Source organism: Paenibacillus sp. Y5S-9 (assembly GCF_036894235.1).
In the GTDB taxonomy this organism is placed as follows: Bacteria; Bacillota; Bacilli; order Paenibacillales; family Paenibacillaceae; genus Paenibacillus.
Map to the genome: position 1 here is coordinate 4,222,269 of NZ_CP145887.1, position 17,290 is coordinate 4,239,558.

15 protein-coding genes are annotated in these 17,290 nt (G+C 45.8%); 6 read left to right on the top strand and 9 right to left on the bottom strand.

The window, feature by feature from the left end:
- The first annotated feature begins 42 nt into the window (after positions 1–42).
- From V6669_RS18525 to V6669_RS18550, 6 genes are all read left to right on the top strand, one after another.
- Entirely contained in the window at positions 43–744 is a 702-nt protein-coding gene (locus tag V6669_RS18525; RefSeq protein WP_338587469.1) for a Crp/Fnr family transcriptional regulator, read from the top strand.
- A 302-nt stretch (positions 745–1,046) separates the two neighbouring features.
- Positions 1,047–1,280 carry a DUF2249 domain-containing protein gene (locus V6669_RS18530; protein ID WP_338587471.1) on the top strand — a complete coding sequence of 78 codons (234 nt, stop codon included), beginning with the start codon at positions 1,047–1,049 and terminating at the stop codon, positions 1,278–1,280.
- 17 nt (positions 1,281–1,297) lie between these two features.
- Positions 1,298–1,672: a hypothetical protein gene (locus V6669_RS18535; RefSeq protein ID WP_338587472.1), complete on the top strand. Its 375-nt coding sequence runs from the start codon at positions 1,298–1,300 to the stop codon at positions 1,670–1,672.
- Positions 1,659–2,264 carry a DUF2249 domain-containing protein gene (locus V6669_RS18540; protein ID WP_338587474.1) on the top strand — a complete coding sequence of 202 codons (606 nt, stop codon included), beginning with the start codon at positions 1,659–1,661 and terminating at the stop codon, positions 2,262–2,264. The genes V6669_RS18535 and V6669_RS18540 overlap by 14 nt, the downstream gene beginning before the upstream one ends.
- A gap of 13 nt (positions 2,265–2,277) precedes the next feature.
- Positions 2,278–3,510 (top strand): hypothetical protein, encoded by a 1,233-nt coding sequence (locus tag V6669_RS18545; RefSeq protein WP_338587476.1) that lies wholly within the window; start codon positions 2,278–2,280, stop codon positions 3,508–3,510.
- A gap of 28 nt (positions 3,511–3,538) precedes the next feature.
- Positions 3,539–3,841: a metal-sulfur cluster assembly factor gene (locus V6669_RS18550; RefSeq protein WP_197997654.1), complete on the top strand. Its 303-nt coding sequence runs from the start codon at positions 3,539–3,541 to the stop codon at positions 3,839–3,841.
- Between the two features lie 266 nt (positions 3,842–4,107).
- On the opposite strand, the gene V6669_RS18555 is transcribed toward V6669_RS18550, so the two are convergent.
- The 9 genes from V6669_RS18555 to V6669_RS18595 all read right to left on the bottom strand — a co-directional run bounded on the left by V6669_RS18555 (position 4,108) and on the right by V6669_RS18595 (position 17,173).
- Positions 4,108–4,452, bottom strand: a complete 345-nt coding sequence (locus V6669_RS18555; RefSeq protein WP_338587479.1) for a cupin domain-containing protein — start codon at positions 4,450–4,452, stop codon at positions 4,108–4,110.
- 140 nt (positions 4,453–4,592) lie between these two features.
- Positions 4,593–6,551 (bottom strand): ABC transporter permease, encoded by a 1,959-nt coding sequence (locus V6669_RS18560; protein WP_338587481.1) that lies wholly within the window; start codon positions 6,549–6,551, stop codon positions 4,593–4,595.
- Positions 6,526–7,296 (bottom strand): ABC transporter ATP-binding protein, encoded by a 771-nt coding sequence (locus tag V6669_RS18565; protein ID WP_338587483.1) that lies wholly within the window; start codon positions 7,294–7,296, stop codon positions 6,526–6,528. The genes V6669_RS18560 and V6669_RS18565 overlap by 26 nt, the downstream gene beginning before the upstream one ends.
- Before the next feature lie 189 nt (positions 7,297–7,485).
- Positions 7,486–8,484, bottom strand: coding sequence for a sensor histidine kinase (locus V6669_RS18570; RefSeq protein WP_338587485.1), 999 nt, complete (start codon positions 8,482–8,484; stop codon positions 7,486–7,488).
- Positions 8,481–9,194, bottom strand: a complete 714-nt coding sequence (locus V6669_RS18575; protein WP_338587487.1) for a response regulator transcription factor — start codon at positions 9,192–9,194, stop codon at positions 8,481–8,483. Before V6669_RS18575 ends, V6669_RS18570 begins: the two co-directional genes overlap by 4 nt.
- 83 nt (positions 9,195–9,277) lie before the next feature.
- A complete protein-coding gene (locus V6669_RS18580) occupies positions 9,278–10,252 on the bottom strand; it encodes a sugar kinase (protein ID WP_338594991.1) in 975 nt (324 codons plus the stop codon).
- Positions 10,253–10,323: 71 nt separating this feature from the next.
- A complete protein-coding gene (locus V6669_RS18585; RefSeq protein ID WP_062835104.1) occupies positions 10,324–11,367 on the bottom strand; it encodes an SPFH domain-containing protein in 1,044 nt (347 codons plus the stop codon).
- Between the two features lie 452 nt (positions 11,368–11,819).
- Positions 11,820–16,199 (bottom strand): glycosyl hydrolase 53 family protein, encoded by a 4,380-nt coding sequence (locus V6669_RS18590; protein ID WP_338587491.1) that lies wholly within the window; start codon positions 16,197–16,199, stop codon positions 11,820–11,822.
- A gap of 257 nt (positions 16,200–16,456) precedes the next feature.
- A complete protein-coding gene (locus tag V6669_RS18595; protein ID WP_338587493.1) occupies positions 16,457–17,173 on the bottom strand; it encodes a YceI family protein in 717 nt (238 codons plus the stop codon).
- Between the last annotated feature and the right edge of the window lie 117 nt (positions 17,174–17,290).

Below are 17,290 nucleotides of genomic sequence, written 5' to 3' on the forward strand. Positions count from 1 at the left end.
TGTCGTCGTTCAGAACTATGAACACAGAGAGGAGAGATTCTCATGAGTAGGGTAAACAAAGATACAACAGCGGAGTTTCTACAACAGTTCCCCATCTTCCAGGACCTTAGCCCCGAGGAATTAAAGCAAGTCGAAGATATCGCCATTTCCAGAAGCATTCAGAAGAAATCAGTTATTTTCAGCGAAGGAAGCGAAAAAGAAGCTGTTTTTTTCATCCGTACCGGCATAGTAAAGGCCTATAAAACCGATGAGAACGGGCATGAACAGATTGTCTCTTTCCTCAAAACAGGAGATATGTTCCCACACACCGGCTTTTTTAACGCGCACCCTTACCCGGCTACGGCAGAAGCCATTACCCCTACCGAACTACTAGCCATACCTGTCCGACTTTTCGAACGATTAATGCTGAGCACACCTTCCATTGCGATCAAAATTATGCGTGTACTCGGTGACAAAATAAGAGAATTACAGGATAAATTGCAGGTGCTTTCTGGTCAGGATGTACGCAATCGTGTGCTTTCCTTCCTTCTTATGCTCGCAGAGCAGCACGGACAAATGCATGGAGACCAGATTATCATCAACCTGCCCATGACACACCAGGAGTTTGCCAACTCCATTGGAACTACAAGGGAAACAGCGAATCGGCTTTTAAACCAGCTTACAAAAGAGAATTTGCTCGAAGTGGATCGCAGCCGGATCATTATTCATGATTTGCAAGCTTTGAAACAACAAAGGGATGCGTGACCACCCTGCACCCAGATACACTGTTTTCTCCCACGCTATTACATTAAACCGTGTGTCCACAAAGAGACCTTAACGCTCGTAATCGATGTTAAGGTCTCTTTCGCATGCACAATTAGCATTATACGTATCAGGATATTGTTAGCTTTGGCTTGCCCATGGCACTCTTTCCACACAGGATTCTGACTTAAATAAGGCGAGTCTATGACATTAAAAAAGGTGTGAGCAGGCTCACACAGCCCCCTCCTCACGTTTTCTATAATCAAATTGTACCACCACACTATCCCTATTTGGAGGAATGACACATGAACACATACACAGCAACCATTAATGCCACGGAGTATCCACCGCATTTGAAACATAAAGTTATTTTCGAAACGTTTGATCAGTTGCAACCACAGGAATCCATGCTGCTCATTAATGATCACGATCCTAAGCCACTTCGATTCCAATTTCAGTCCACACATCCCGATGGCTTCAACTGGGAGTATATTAAGCAAGGCCCTACAACCTTCCAGGTCAAAATCAGCAAATTATAGATTGGAGCTGAACCGCTATGGCGCACGTTGAAATCATTGACGATACTACACTTCGCATCACGCTGCGGCTGGAAGACGCCACAACCATGGTTCAAATGGCACAGCGCGAGCAAGCGGAATATGCGCAAGAGATTATCACCATTTACGAAAAAATGCCTGTATTCGAATATACTCATTTCTGTTTTTACGCCTATGACAGCGCAAGACTTTTTGAGCGTGTGCTCGGGATGGACCCGAAAGCCTATCTGTCTTTCTCCCTCGATGCGCCGGAGTCATTCTTTTATGCGCTGCACGGTGGTATGGCCGCCCTGTATGAATCCTCTCTACAGTTGGTACAGCAGGCGGATGCAGCTGGTGCAGGATCGGATGTGACCGTACATGTTCCCATCTGATGTTCATATTGTTGAATTGGATGTGCGTCCTCATCTGAGTAAAAAGCTGGAGCCGTTTCAGCTAATCATGGACACGGTCAGAGGCCTTCAACATGAAGATGTGTTTGTACTACATGCTCCATTCAAACCAACACCTCTGCTCGGTATTCTCAAGCTGAAGGGGTATTCCAGTACATCTGAACGTAGAAGTTCAGATCACTGGGTTACCACGTTTGTGCACAAAAAAAATAAAACCGGTGCAAAAGCATTATCTGCAATGGTTTTATCTGGATCGGAATTTCGCTCTGAGCCCGATTCCGACGAAGAATCAGCTTCATGCAAAGGACATCCGGAGGAGCAAGCTGTTGCGTTTGGAAACCTTAAATCTCTACAGGCGCCCACCGTTATACTGGACAATCGAGGATTGGAACCGCCACAACCCATGATGCGAACACTTGCCGCACTGGAACGTTGCAAACCTGGGGAAGTTGTACTGATTCATAATGACCGTGTGCCAGTCTTCTTGATTGAAGAGTTAAATAATCTCGGTTGCCCCTTCACGGTTGAGGATCAAGCCGATGGTACGGCCAAAGTGAGAATTGAAAAAGGGTAAGGAGGCAAAAGCCATGTCCAGGTTGCCGTTTCTTTTTATTATCACGGGCATCTTTGGATTTGTAATGTATCACGCATTCTCCCTGCTCTCGCTGACAGGCTGGCTTGGTGATGAACTCAGAGGACCCGAAGGCTGGTTTCATGCCCATCTGTTTGTGCTCGGGTGGGCAACCATGCTGGCTATGGGTGCCGTTTATCAGTTGATACATGTTATTTTGCAATCCAATATCTACAGTCTGTTTCTCGGTTATTGTCATTATTTCTTGTTCAGTATCGGAATTGTGGGCATGTTATATGGCTTCATTCGTACAGATGTCACCTGGATTGCCGGTTCTGCTACACTCGCGCTCTCTGGCATTCTGTTGTTCGGATGGAATATGGCCGTCACCCTTTTCCGAGCTTCACAATGGAACCCTGTGACGATTAGCGCCGCCTGCGCCTGTCTTTATCTTGTGTTAACCGGGTTGTCCGGCATGCTGATGGGGTTGAATTTTGCCTTTGGTGATTGGAACGGTCTACATGAACGCTTATTCGGCGCACATATCTGGATGGGTACACTCGGCTGGTTTGGCATGTTGATTACCGGATTCAGTTACAAAATGCTTCCGATGTTCTACCTGTCCCATAATTACTCCATTCGATTGCAGAAAGTGGTCCTGGTTCTGTGGAATGCAGCTGTAATCACAGGCGTTGTCGCATTTCTGACTGGGTTCAAGGGAGGATTGCTCTGGCTTGCGCTCTTACTTCTAACCGCCGCCCTTCTCTTCTATGTGTATCACTTGGAGCAAATTCAGGAGAAACGGCACAAAAGTAACCCAGGTCCGGGTATCCGCTGGTCTGTGTATGTAAGTCGTGCGTTTGCTGTATATGCTGTTGCCCTATTGATCTATTCCTCGCAAGGGACTGAACTGTTGCTCCATCCACGTGTTGTTCTATTGTCTGGATGGGTGTATCTCGGGGGGTGGGTGTCTCTCACCATACTTGGCTATGCCTCCAAAATCGTGCCTTTTCTATGGTGGACCCACAAATATGGCAAGCAGGCAGGCCGACCCGGAACTCCGCTGATGGCAGGTATGCTGAGTGAACGGTATGTCAATTGGGGTATGCTCGCCATGGTCGCTGGAAGCCTTTTGCTTGTCAGTGGAATTCTGATTAATCTGGCTGAGGTCATGATGGTTGGAGGGACGATCTTCTCTCTTGTCTCCATCGTTTATATAACAAATATTGCTCTGGTATTCAGACGTTAACATAAATAAGGTGGACTGGAGAGTGAACATGATGGAACAAACCACGCATTTGCTAGAATGTCTCAAGGAAGTATATGATCCTGAATTAGGTGTTAATATCGTTGACCTGGGTCTCGTATATGAAGTAAGGGAAGAACCTGAACGGGTACATGTACGGATGACGCTGACGACACCAGGTTGTCCGTTGCATGATACGATTGTTGGTGCGGTGAAATGGGTTTTGCAGGAGAATACAAATAAGACCGATATTGATGTACAAGTGGTGTGGGAGCCACAATGGTCTCCACAGCTGATGTCGAATGAAGCCAAAGAAATGTTGGGATACTTCTAGGCAAAGTGACTATAGACCGGATGAATGAACAAATTGCTGTCGGAATACGAAAAAGCGTACTTAAGATCTGATACTCTCAGACCCAGGTATGCTTTTTGTTTTGCGATGGGAATACACACTTGATCTACACCCCGGAGATTGCTAGAAGAACGAATGTTGGAGACGAGTATTCTTGAATAAAAATAAATAAGGAAACTCCAGAATAGAGTTTCCCTTATATTAGTGCCGATCAGTGAATCATTATATCGATTCCTTGATATTAGATGTTAGATGTCCTTTGCATAGGATGCTGCTGGCACTTTGTTTAACACCACGAACAAACGAACTTCCTGATCTCCTGAATTATGGAATGCGAACTCCACCTCACCGCCGCAATGGATCACATCCTCTTGTTTCACCGCTTGTTCTTTTCCATCCAGAATAAGTGTGCCTGTGCCTTCGACTACCAGTAAAATAACGTCCGTGCCCGGATGTTTATGAACGGGAAGCTGCTGCCCTGGCAGAAAATGAAGGACAAAGGTCACCCCACAACCCTGTTGGAATAAAACACGTTTCGTAAACCGGTCCTCACTGAATGTTTTGACTTCTTGCAATGACGTGATACTCATCATAATCGTCCTCCTCGATAATATCATCTGTTGATGCATTCATCTTAACGCTAGAAAGCCCGCGTTTCCTTGATCTGAATCAAGAGAATGCGGGCAATGAACAAATCATGGTCGGTCCTTATGACCGTTTGTTTCTAAGATGGTTACACCATCATTTTGCGCAGAGAAGCGATATATCTCGAACGTATAATGATGAAATAAAACGTCTGTGCAAGTACAAAGGCACCAAATACAGTCAACACCGGCATCGTATAATTGGTAATACCGAATTCAATAAGAAATGGCTTAACCACGACCAAAGTTTCAATGATAGCTACCCCGATCGGTAAAAAGAACAAGATGGCAATCTGAACGGTGGATGATCGTTTCATCTCCTGGAAACTGAGACCCATTTTCGATAGAGAATGCACCATCTTTCCATCCGCTTCAAGATCGGTATGCAGTCTGAAATACAAAAAGCTTGCGGAAGAGATGGAGAAGATTAATCCGATAAATATGCCCAGAAAGGTAAAGAGTGCTGTACCTTGTCTGTATCTCTCAAAATCTCCATATCGAGTGCTCAGGTATCCGGAGTAATTATCATCCGAAGCATTATCGCTTCGAATGGTATCTGCGGAAGACAGAATCTGATCGCTAACCATGGCTTCCGAGGAGTGCCGGTCAGGTACAGCATGACCCCAGGCAGGAATCTGATACAGAACTTTGCCAGATAACCTGTATCCTTTGATCTGTTGTGTGATCTCTTCAAACTTCTCATCCGGGAGGACAACCACAGCTGTTGAATAGATCAAGGTTGCAAACCGTGTCTCAACATCCGTAGCTGTAACTGTTGCTTGCATTGAGCCAGCTTCCAGATTCAAGGTCAATGTGTCTCCTTCCGCATAATTGCGAAATCTGTTGCGATCGATCTGAGCCTGATCCTTCACATTACGGGAATCTACAAACAATGCTGAGTCTGAATCCAATTGGAATATCTTTTTTCCCAGGATTGTATTGAATCGGTTGTAATGACTGAGCGGCATGACCGAGACAGCACTCAGATCCGCATCAGACCAGAAGTACTCCAAATACACTTGCTGATAATCCAAGCCTGCGGCTTGAAGTCTCGAATCAACGGCGCTCATATCCAATTGATCCGAGGGTGTGTATACATTGTATTGGACTGCAAAATCATTATTGATAAACTGCTCCCGATTCTCCTGATCCAGTGACAAAATCACCACTGCACTCATCGAAGCAATTGCAATCACCACGGTCACCATAAAGAGCATGCGAGCATTATCCTTCATTTTGTAACTCATCTCTGAGATCCATAACAGACGTGTACCACGCCATACCGTTTTACGATTACGCTTCAATAAACGGATGATGAGCACGGAAAGTTGTGAATAGAAAAAATACGTCCCGGCTATCCCTGTTACTGCTGCAAGCATGATTGTTCCGCCATTTAACCCGCTACGGAGTACCACAAAACCTACTGTAAGTAATGCCACTCCCAGAAGTGAGAAGAACCACGAAGCTTTGGGCTCTTTTTTAGGTTTGCTTGTACCCGTCAAGAGCTCTAACGTCCGCTTGTTCCCGATAAAGAGTAATGTGAAGAGTGAAATGCAGAAGAATAATATCAAAAAGGCTCCTACTGTAATCAGAATGGCTTTGATCGGAAAATAAAAGGGCAGATCATCCATGCCAATAAAACGAGTGGTTAACATCAGAAACAGCTTCGACAACAACATGCCCCCGCCTATACCAACAATAATGGACAAACAGCCGATCAACATGTTTTCCAAAATGACCAATTTCCGAATCTGTGCGGGCTCTGCACCAAGTATGGTCAGAATACCAAACTCTTTGTTCCGTGATTTGAGAAAAGCACTGATAGAATACATGACAAAGAAAAATGCAAACACATATACAATGATCGAAGCCACCTGCATCCCCGTAGCAGTTGTGTCACCCATCGGCAACTCTTTCACATACGGATGATAGATGAACACCGCATAAGCGAAGAAAATCATGACCATAAACACACTGCTAAGAAAAAAAGCAATATACGCTCGCCCATTCCGGCGAATATTGTTAAACGCGAACTGAGGAAAGCTCATGTGAATTCCCTCCCCAGAAGGATAAAGTATCAATGATCCGCTGGAAGAACGTCTGTCGATTATCTCCACGGTGTACCTCGGCTGCCAGTTTCCCGTCCTTGATGAATACAATTCGGTTGCAATAACTTGCCGCAAGCGGGTCATGTGTGACCAACATAATGGTCGTTTTCTCCTCCTGATTAATCTGTTCAAGGGACTCCATGACGGCCTGAGATGAAGTGGAATCCAATGCGCCGGTGGGTTCATCCGCCAGTACAATCGAAGGCATATTAATCATGGATCTTGCAATGGCTGTGCGCTGTCGCTGTCCGCCCGAAATTTCGTAGACTCGTTTATCCAAAATGTGATCAATGCCAAGCCTGGTTGTAATACGATGAAGTCTGCTCTCCATCTCCTTCAGTTTGACCTTGTCCAGTGTCAATGGGAGTACAATATTCTCAGCAACCGTCAGCGTGTCCAACAGATTGAAATCCTGAAAGACAAATCCGAGTTCCCGACGCCGGAACATGGCAAGTTCCTTCTTTTTCATATCAAAAGGATTCATGCCATTAATCAGAACCTTGCCTGAGCTGGGTTCATCAATGGTGGAAACCATGTTTAACAATGTAGTTTTGCCACTGCCAGACGGACCCATAATGCCCACAAACTCACCTTGCTTGATTGTCAGATGAATATCACTAAGGGCTTGAGTTTGCACTTTACCCTGATATACTTTGCACAGTGCCGATACTTTTAACATTTCCATGTGTATTCCCCTCCGAATCTTTCATTCTATATACGTTATTTCTATTCTTATCCTAACGGACCTCCCGTAACGGTGCTATCGAATTACCTTAAACTTCCCTTACAGCGCGTTTAAGGTTCTGTTCCCCTGCCTCCTCTATCACACTCCTATGCATTAAAAAAAGCACCTCGCCCATGGGCAAAGCGCTCTTCACTTCGGATATTTCGATTGAACCCAGCTGAATCTGACCAATGTTCCCTCATTCGGCTCCGAAAACAACTCCACACGATTATCCAGTCGGGCACTGATCTCACGAACCAGATATAATCCCATTCCCGTAGATTCGTGGTATTGTCTACCCCGTTCGCCTGTAAAATAGGGATTGAACACACGATGAATGTCCTCGGACGAGATGCCGATTCCCTCATCCTGAATATCCAGGATTGTATGCTCTTCCTGCTTATAGCCTGTAATGATCACTTTTTTGCCTGATTTGCTATCGGAATAGTTCACGGCATTGGTCAGGATCTGGGTGAACATGAACCGCAGCCACTTAGAGTCACTGTAGATCTGAAGATCTTCCTCTATACGGATATCCGGCGTAATGCCTCTGCGTATAAACAAGCGTCGGTTCTCTGCAATGCTGCTTCGAAGCACCTCATGCAGGGACAGCAGCTCCACACGAAAATCCCCTTCAAACTGTTCAAGCCGGGATGAATGCAAGACCATTTCAAGTCCTTTGCGCATTTTATCCAGCTCATCTTGAATGCTACCAGCCGTCTCATCTTCCACATCTTCTAAGGTCAGTTGAATAATAGACAACGGTGTCTTCATCTGATGAACCCAGCGATTCATGAATACCACCTGCTGCTCCTTGCTAGTACGTAACTGACCTATCTCGTTCTGCCGATTACGCTCCATTTCATGTAACAATTCCTGGACTGCCTCCGCCACAACCGAATTTCCAAGCGTTTGAAAGGGCTCGTTTACCCGTTTACGTGGTTGTTCAAGGAGATGATAATATGCTCGTAGCTGGAAGTAACGTATGATCAGATAGACCATCAGCACCACGGTACTGATCAGCATGCCATATAGGACAATTTTCATCGGGCGATCTTCACCAGAGAGCCAATACACACACGGAACCAGCAACATCTGCAGCACATAAAATCCAACTAACATCTGGTGGTCTTTCAGGAAAAGTCTCATTTCCCTTTCCCCTGTGAGGACGAATCCAGATCCAACACACGATAACCCGCTCCGCGAACCGTCTCCAAAATCTCTTCCGCACCCAGTTCCTTCAACTTTCGGCGAACACGTGTAATATAGACATTCAACGTATTATCATCAATAAAATGCTGATCTTCCCACATCTGTTCAAGCAATTTTTCCCGACTCACAACCCGCCCTGCCTTCGCCATCAGCGCTTCCACCAGTATGGCTTCCTTCTGTGTCAGCTCTGTTAAGCGTTCGTCATATTCCAATACGAATCTCTCAGGATAGAGGATCATGGGACCGTTCTTCACCTTTGCTTCCTGCTGCACAACAGCGTAAGAACCATAGGCTCTGCGCAGCTGACTGCGGACTTTGGCAAGAACGACTTCATATTGAAAAGGTTTTGTAATATAATCATCCGCCCCATGTTCCAACGCCATAATCTGATCCATACCACTATCCCGAGCGGATATGAATAAAATGGGACATATGGAATGTGTGCGTATCTGTCTGCACCAATAGTAGCCATCGTATTGAGGCAAATTCACATCCATCAGCACCAGATCCGGTTCCATCTTCACAAATTCATCCAATACATGACGGAAATCATCTGTGACCTGTACCTGAAATCCATTTCGGGTCAGATAAGCCGCCAGCAATCCTGCTAGCTTGGCATCATCTTCAACCAACAATATCGACTGCATCGTTAACCCTCTTTCCGTTTCCTGACGTCAATGTATCACATCTAGTTACCCATTCTAGTCGGAAACGGCTTGGAAATAAAGGGTCAGACTACGAGACGCCCCCTCTTCTCTGCCAACCCAATAATAGCTTCCACCCCTGAGTTAAACTCAAGAAAGTCCTGCTCAACCCCATCGCTGAATATAACACCATCCTCTGGCATCTGGGATACAATGTGCAATGGTTGCTTTGAATGAATCTGTCCAAACACCAGATTGGCAGCTGTCGTCCGGCTCGGAAACGGTTCACGTACTGAAAAATATAAGTACGGCGCATCCCAGTTAAAATGATTCAGTTCCCTCCTGCTTCCATGAATGGATGCCGATGCTGTAGCAACCTCAGCTTCAGAATTCATGTTCTGCCATGCCGCTGACCCTACAATTCCGGTGGCTCCGGCCAGCACACTTTTGAACCAGCCTGTTGATCCCATACCTGTGGATACAATGATACCACTGGAGGATTGTTGTTCTGCGGATGAACCCAAACGCACTTCATAACGTGCCGATACATGTGTCTTCCGGCCAATGAACAGATCATTCACACCATATAGATACTGTCCATCATTGAGTTCCACTTTGGCGAGAGTGACTTCTTTCAAGGTTCGTTGCTTTCGAATGACATCAGGAACAATGAAGCTGAGATCCTCCACAGTAAAAGGTAATAATACCCCATCCCACCGCATCGGGTCCGGGTTCACACCAATGAGCGGCTGCTCGGTTACGTATTTGAGGGTGTTGGCTACAAGCCCATCCTGTCCAACCACGACCACAATATCTTGCTCTCCAAAGATAAAATTGGGCACATGTTCCCGATCAATGGTCTGTACACGACCCAATTGTCCCAGTTGCTGCTGCGCCAGCTGTACGGATAACCGATAACGACGGTCTTCCTCCATATAATCACTGAAATCTGCTCCCAGACGTTCAATATAGAACTGTGCTTGCTGTACCGTGTTATATCGAACCACCAGCTCTTCCAGCCTGGTCCGGCGTTTCACCAGAATCAGTTTATGTTCGCTCATTCGATCATCTGCCGCAGGCTGCTGACGTACAGATTTCCCTGCCTGCTCTGCTTGCTCTCTTCTTCCTAATCTCATCTCGCTCGACCTCCCTGATCTCTGCCCGGCGCGGGAGACATTAATCCCTGCAACAGATCCGGCGAGATATTAAGCTGTCCGATCTTGCCTGCATTTTCAGCCAGTTCCTGGAACGCGAGTGCGATCAGCTTATCGGAATTCATGCCCATGTTTGCCATCGCTTGCAGTACATTTGGCTGTACATTTTGCAACGAATTCATCACGGCAGCAATCTCATACGCTTTGGCATCCGCTTCCGCATTGTGATTGGCAATGGTTAACTCAATCAGTTGCTGCTTACGTTCCTCCATCGCTGTATTGAACTGAAGCTGCTCCTGCTCCATCTCATTTTGTTTCTGTTTTACCGAGCGTTCTGCCTGCAACTGGGTCTCCCTAATTTGCTGTTTCTTTGTCTCCACGGCAATTTCGGTGTTCAGTTCGTTCTCTTTCACTCTGCGTTCTTGTTCAATCGATGCATTGCGACGCACATAGAGCGCTTCATCTGCTTGACGCAAAATCTCTTCACGCGCTTGTGCTTCCAATGCACGCATCGTCTCTTTATTAGGCAGAATGGCCAGAATGGATAGACTCATCAGCTCAACGCCCAGTTTCTCCAACTCTTCACTTTGCACAACTTCACGTTTCATGCTGCTTGCCAGCCGTTCACTGGATTGAATGGCTTCTTTCAACGGCATTTGCTCCAGATGTTTCTTGGTTAGTACTTTCGCTGTGGTGATTACCCGTTGGTCCAGCTTGCCGGGGTCGTCGGAAATATACCGATTTTTGCGCAAATTGTACGTGTAATTCAGACTCTGGGTTATTTTCAAATAATCCACTATGCGATAACTTAGCTGCCCCTGCACAGTAACGGTCTGATAGTCCGCTGTAATCTCTTCGAACATGAATGGTACATCCACCGAGGACACGGGTAGAACCACTACCGATGTGGTCGGCTCATAATAATAAAAGGACAATCCGACACCTTGACGTTGTACCTCACCATTTTTCACTTTCATGACATACTCACTGGGTTGAAATTTCGCAAATCGGAATCCAAACATGGCTCATTCCCCATTTCTTAATATTGTCGTTTTGATATTATCGAAATGATAACAAATGAATTCGATATTGTCAATACGACATTAACAAAATGTTTATATGCCTATTTAAAGAAAGCGGGTCCGTTCTATATAAGTTGAACTAAAGATTATTTACACTGACACTCCGATGACAGAATAACCTTCTAATCGCTGTTATCCCCAGATTTTTTCGATTCCCTTTTCTAAAGGGAAAATCCGGTGATAAAGGCGAACGCTTCGCTTTTTCAGTTTTTTCTGTCCTCTCCGTTATCGTGTAAATCAATAGTTAAACTTATATAATCTCTTTTCACAAAAAAATAAAGAGATCGAATCATTTGATTCGATCTCTTTACCTGCTACGTTATTTTCTATTAATGCATGCTGATGATGCACCAGGCATCCTTCATAATAAAAACGGACTTTTTGAACTATCTCTAATACAGTTGTTCCATCAGTCTGGCGACTGCAACAGCCCCTTGTACACGGTTCGCCGTTTCTTTCGGAGCAAACGTGCCATCAGGCATGCCTTTTAGCAGTCCAAGTTGTTGCATCGAAGCTACAGCTTCTTTTGCATACCCGGCGATCTCGGCGTTGTCTACAAATAAAGTATTTCCTTGTGCAGCATTGTTCGCATCCTGATCACGTTGCACAACCTGCAGTGCTCTGTTCAGCATAACGGACATATCTTCTCGCGAAATACGTTCATTCGCTCCAAAGCTTCCATCCGCCCGGCCTTGAATAATGTTCATTTCAATGCCAAGTCGTACTGAATCGGCATACCACTGCCCTTCCTTCACATCAGTTGGGATTGAGATAGATGGATCGGGCTGGCGTACATCACCAATACCTTTAATAATCATTTGCAAAAATTGTGCTCTGGTCAGTTCACCTTGTGGGTTAAAACGTGTTGCACTCATCCCCGTAATAATTCCCTTCCCGTAGAGGTTCTGCACTTCTTGGAGAGCCCAATTGTGATTTTGCAGATCATGTAATGGCACTTCAACTTCTGCAATGACATAACTGCCCGATTCCAGCGGTTTAAACGCCATCGTCTTTGTCTTGTCATCGTACTTGGAATACGTAACAGGTTTCATTTCACCACTTGGAGATACGGAATGTACAACCATAACTACATCATTCTTTTTAGGTTGCTCCACATTGGATAGAGCAACCTCAACCGCTCTGTTTGTCCATTGCAATGGCTTATTGTTCATTAACAAACTTACATCAACAATCGCATGATTACCGATCGCTGCTTTTTGCGATGTGGACAGTGTATCTGTCGATCCTTTTGCCACTACGATGTCGAACGTTCCCGCAGTCTCCGCAATGGTTAGCGGGAGTGATTTTAGAGGAACACGAACGGTAGTTTGTCCTACGACTACATCCAGGGATTTCACTTCCTCGGAACGAATCCATGCTGCCAGTTGACTTGCAGCCAATTGGAATGTGACTGTCTTGGCTGTGTCGGGTACATCTGCAAGCAGTTTCAACGTACGATTTCCTGCATCCATGGATTGCAGTGCCTGAGTTAATTGAGATGCATCTGGACGAATCGAATACTTGTCATCCCCGGTTGCTGTTCCTTTTACCGTTATCGAACCCTTCGCTGGTGAAGTAACCGAATCAACCGGTGGGTTCACTACAGGGTTTCCTGGCGTTGGAGCTGTTCCCGGGTTGGACGGTTGTGATGGTTCACTTGGTTGAGATGGCTGCCCAGGGCCAGGTGTTACATCTTGACGTACAAGCTTACTCACAGCATCTTGTAACGCACGATCCGCATTGCTTACATCTTGCGTTGAAGATTCAACATCCAGAATGAATGCCTTCGCTTCAGAAAGTGCCTTACTAAATACATTCCAGCTTGAAGTCGTGTATTCGGTTTGCTTTAATTTCTCAGCGGTATCTACCGTAGCTTGCAGTACAGATTTGTCCGCCGGGAATGTACCGTAGGCTTCAAAATCCATAAATCCTACCCATGTGGGACCTGTTTTAATCGTTACCAGAATGTAACGTCCCTCCGTGCCTTCTGGAAGTACATGGCTAGGTGCGGTCGATACAACAACATCACTTGTGGTGTCCACTACTTTCACAAAATTTTTGTTATCGTTGGACACTTCGATCGTATATTTGATGCCGCCACTCCACATCGACATTTCGATTTTGCGGAGGTTAGCAACCTGACCCAAATCCACTTGCCACCAGCTATCCTTACTCTGGTCTGTTCCCCATGAAGTGTTTGGATTGTTGTCAATTGCACCTTCAGGAGAGTTGGCTTGATTGCCTCCTGTCCCTGCACTGCTCGAAGCCGTTGCCGTTTTGCCCGTTGTTAAAGCCTCCAGAGAGACCAGACTAGTAAAGGCTTGTTTCAACGTATTCAGTGCTGAATTCACCTCAGACTGAACAACAGCATTGTTATCTCGGACCTGAATCGCTGCCTGCAAAGACTGTTCCAATATAGACCAGCTCCGGCGTGTATAGGAAGATTTAGTCTGCTGCTGCATTTGTTGAATGTACTGGTGCAGTTGTGTTTTGTCCACATTGGATAGACCATCAATGGCATCATGCAAACGTTTAACCGCTGTATTCGCATCCGTCTGTGTCGCTCTAGGATCATTCAAGACCTGCTCAGCGCCTTCCAGCGCTTTGGTCAATACCGCCCAAGTGGCCGCAGACCAGTCAGCCTGCTGATACGTACGGGCTTCCGCTATTTTGGCTCGAAGCTCGTCAAGCTGCGGGGCGATAACCTGCATCTGCTGCATCACACGTTCTAGTGCTGTTGTCGCTGCATCTGTATCTGCTTGAGTTACCCCGCCCGGCGTGTATGCCTGTTGGTATACATCATTCGCTGCCGAGATTGCCGGAGCCAGAGTCACCCAGCTTTCCGGAGTAAAATCAGTCTGTACCAATGATTTGGCTCGTGTAAGTGCCGCATCCAGTTGCTGGCGGTTTGCGGGCAGAAGACTCAATCCACGTTTGTACACATCAAGGGACCATAACGCTCTGCCTTCATACGAATGCCCGCCGTTGGCCGGAAATTCATCGTAATCAAACATCGCTTGGTTCTCCCATGCATTCCCTTCGGATGCAATCCAGCCTACACCGGCCGGAATCCACGCCGGCTCCCAGTAGAAGAAACCTGCACCATGATTATTCGGCACGTTCGCAATCATGTCCATAATGCCCGCGATGGCATCATATTGACCTTGAACGGTTGCGGGGAAGTCTGCTCCCCCTACATGAAGCGCTTCGTCCGATCCGATGATATTGCCATGAGCATCCCCGTTTTTATAGGAAAATGGATACGACGTTTCAGCGATAATGACATCTTTGCCAAACTCGGCTGACACTTCATTCATCGTTTTCTGTACATCCGCAAACGTCCCATGCCAGAACGGGTAATACGACAGTCCGATAATGTCATAGTCCAGTCCGCCATCACTTAACTCTTTAAAGTACCATTTGAACGTATCCACCTTGCCACCTTCAGCCAGATGGATCATAATCTTCACCTTATCCGCGTTATCGGTCATCTCTCCTTCTACTGCACGTACAGCATCTATTCCGCTTTTCAGCAAGGCAACATTTTCGTTGAAATCCACGTCACTGCTCAAGCCGTTCAGAAGACCACTGTTGATTTCGTTACCGATCTGCACCATATCAGGCATAGCGTCTTCGGCTTTCATCTCACTTACAACTTCATACGTATAATCATATACAGCTTGTTTCAATTGATCGAAAGTATAACTTTCCCAAGCTTTAGGACGAAGTTGCTGTCCCGGATGAGCCCACTCGTCAGAATAATGGAAATCAAGCAGCACTTTCATACCTTTTGCTTTCACCCGTGCGGCTAGCTCAATGACATCTTTCTTATCGTTGTATCCCCCTGATTTCTGTGGATCATTCCACAGACGAAGACGCACATAATTGACACCGCGATCCTTGAGAATATCAAGCAAATCACGCTCTGTACCGTTGCTGTCCACGTATTTTCCGCCTTTGTCCTCAATGGCCGTTAACGTGGAAATATCGACACCTCTAACATAGTCTTCACGATATCCCTCAACGATCACCTTAGCTTTAAGCTGAGGCTCTGGAGGCGCACCATATACCGCACCTGTCACGGTAAAGCTGCCCGCATGTGCGTACTCTGAAGGGTCAATACTGTCCCATTCCACTGGCACCATTCCTGATTTTCCATTCTGGTACCATGCTTTTACCTGATTAGGCAGAATTGGCGCACTTCTTGTCACCGTTCTCACTTCGATCTCATCATATCCTTTAATATTGGCTGGTTCAGTGCCTTCTGATTCTCCCCACACTTTGAACTCCAATATTTCCGGCCAGACTCCTTCACCCTTGTAAAAGGAGATGTTCAGTCTGATGTATCGCACATCATTCTGCTCAAACGTCAGATCAGCGATCTGTTTAGGATCGGCATTTTCACTTTGATCAACAACTTTGGTCCATGCCTGCTGGTCAGCAGATGTTTCTACCATATATTTCACAACCGTGTTTTCTCTCCACGTTATTTCCGCTCCGGACAGATTGTAGGCCTCACCCAGATCAATCATGACCCACTGTGGTTGTTCCGTTGTCACTCCAGCCTTAGCAGCCCAATGCGTGTCACTTTTACCATCAACCAAGTGCTCCTTCTTACTCCCCCACTCCAAATATTCTGTGCTTACCGTAACCTGCTTGTTAAGTGCCACGTTGACTTTTGCATCTTCTGCAGCCGCTGGACGAACCATCAGTCCCAGATCACAGAATAGCATCAGTAACACCAGACACCCGCTTATGTACCTTTTGTTCACTCTTGATCTCCCCCTTTTTGTGTTTGATTGTGCATGGATCAATGAATGTTATGAATCCTCCTCATTGTAAGCGCTTAATAGTGATAGGCGACACGGCATAATCCAAAGGAAACAGCAGTTATTTTAACAATATGATCCTGTGACAGTTACATTTGAGCTATATTAATCACACTATTTTGCAAGAGAAACAAAAAAATCTGTCCGTCTACCGTAAGGCAGAACAGAACAGATTTTCAGGTATATGATCATTGTTACACTTATTTAGAAAGTTTCAATTCAAGCTGTACCTGGATATCATTTTCAGTTGAGAGCACAACGGAGTGTGGATTTTCCATTCCAAAATCTTCAAAGGTTACCATCGATGTCGCCGACAACAATACTTCGTTATTCTCATAAGCAGCTTTTGCGTCAAAAGTTACTTCTTTTTCAATACCTTTAACGGTAATGGTACCGTTCATTTTGATATCAACCGTCTGACCAACAGGCCATTCCGCAGGTACCCCTTCAAATGACGTCGCTGTAAATGTTGCCTGTGGATATGTCGCAATGTCGAAGAAATCGGCTTGCTTCACGTGTCCATCACGCTGTCCATTCCCGGAATCAATGCCATCCATCTCAATCTGTCCTTCTGCCTTCATCTGAGCAGCATCGTCTACATTAATTGTCCAATTCCCTGTTACCTGCTCATCCACAAAATTAACCGTCTCCTGTGAAGTGGTTACGGAGAAGTATACTTTGGAACCTTCGCTGATGTTCCAGTCTCCGTTCAGTTGCTCTGCTCCTGCAGTTTCATTGGCTACAGCCGTTCCTGTGCTATCTACAGTTGTTGTGGAAGTTGCTGCGCTGGCAGGAAGCACCTGTTCAATCTCCACGTTGTTCCCCAAGTAGCTATTCGCGAGATAGTAACCACCGCCACCAATTACGGCAACCGCCGCTACACCTGTAATAAGCCATGCTTTTGCTTTCTTGTTCATCTGTATGTTTCCTCCAGTATATTATTGTTTAGGTTGCTTGTTGGAGTGAATCATATCAATTGAATGTGTCAGGAAGAAGTCAAGATAAGACAAGTCCCATATTTTTTTCAAATCCGT

Bases quoted from the DNA above. Each gene is read 5' to 3' on its own strand.
- V6669_RS18565 (WP_338587483.1), bottom strand. From the start codon at position 7,296: ATGGAAATGTTAAAAGTATCGGCACTGTGCAAAGTATATCAGGGTAAA.
- V6669_RS18545 (WP_338587476.1), top strand. From the start codon at position 2,278: ATGTCCAGGTTGCCGTTTCTTTTTATTATCACGGGCATCTTTGGATTT.
- V6669_RS18525 (WP_338587469.1), top strand. From the start codon at position 43: ATGAGTAGGGTAAACAAAGATACAACAGCGGAGTTTCTACAACAGTTC.
- V6669_RS18580 (WP_338594991.1), bottom strand. From the start codon at position 10,252: ATGAGCGAACATAAACTGATTCTGGTGAAACGCCGGACCAGGCTGGAA.
- V6669_RS18575 (WP_338587487.1), bottom strand. From the start codon at position 9,194: ATGCAGTCGATATTGTTGGTTGAAGATGATGCCAAGCTAGCAGGATTG.
- V6669_RS18550 (WP_197997654.1), top strand. From the start codon at position 3,539: ATGATGGAACAAACCACGCATTTGCTAGAATGTCTCAAGGAAGTATAT.
- V6669_RS18560 (WP_338587481.1), bottom strand. From the start codon at position 6,551: ATGAGCTTTCCTCAGTTCGCGTTTAACAATATTCGCCGGAATGGGCGA.
- V6669_RS18555 (WP_338587479.1), bottom strand. From the start codon at position 4,452: ATGATGAGTATCACGTCATTGCAAGAAGTCAAAACATTCAGTGAGGAC.
- V6669_RS18540 (WP_338587474.1), top strand. From the start codon at position 1,659: ATGTTCCCATCTGATGTTCATATTGTTGAATTGGATGTGCGTCCTCAT.
- V6669_RS18595 (WP_338587493.1), bottom strand. From the start codon at position 17,173: ATGAACAAGAAAGCAAAAGCATGGCTTATTACAGGTGTAGCGGCGGTT.
- V6669_RS18535 (WP_338587472.1), top strand. From the start codon at position 1,298: ATGGCGCACGTTGAAATCATTGACGATACTACACTTCGCATCACGCTG.
- V6669_RS18530 (WP_338587471.1), top strand. From the start codon at position 1,047: ATGAACACATACACAGCAACCATTAATGCCACGGAGTATCCACCGCAT.
- V6669_RS18570 (WP_338587485.1), bottom strand. From the start codon at position 8,484: ATGAGACTTTTCCTGAAAGACCACCAGATGTTAGTTGGATTTTATGTG.
- V6669_RS18585 (WP_062835104.1), bottom strand. From the start codon at position 11,367: ATGTTTGGATTCCGATTTGCGAAATTTCAACCCAGTGAGTATGTCATG.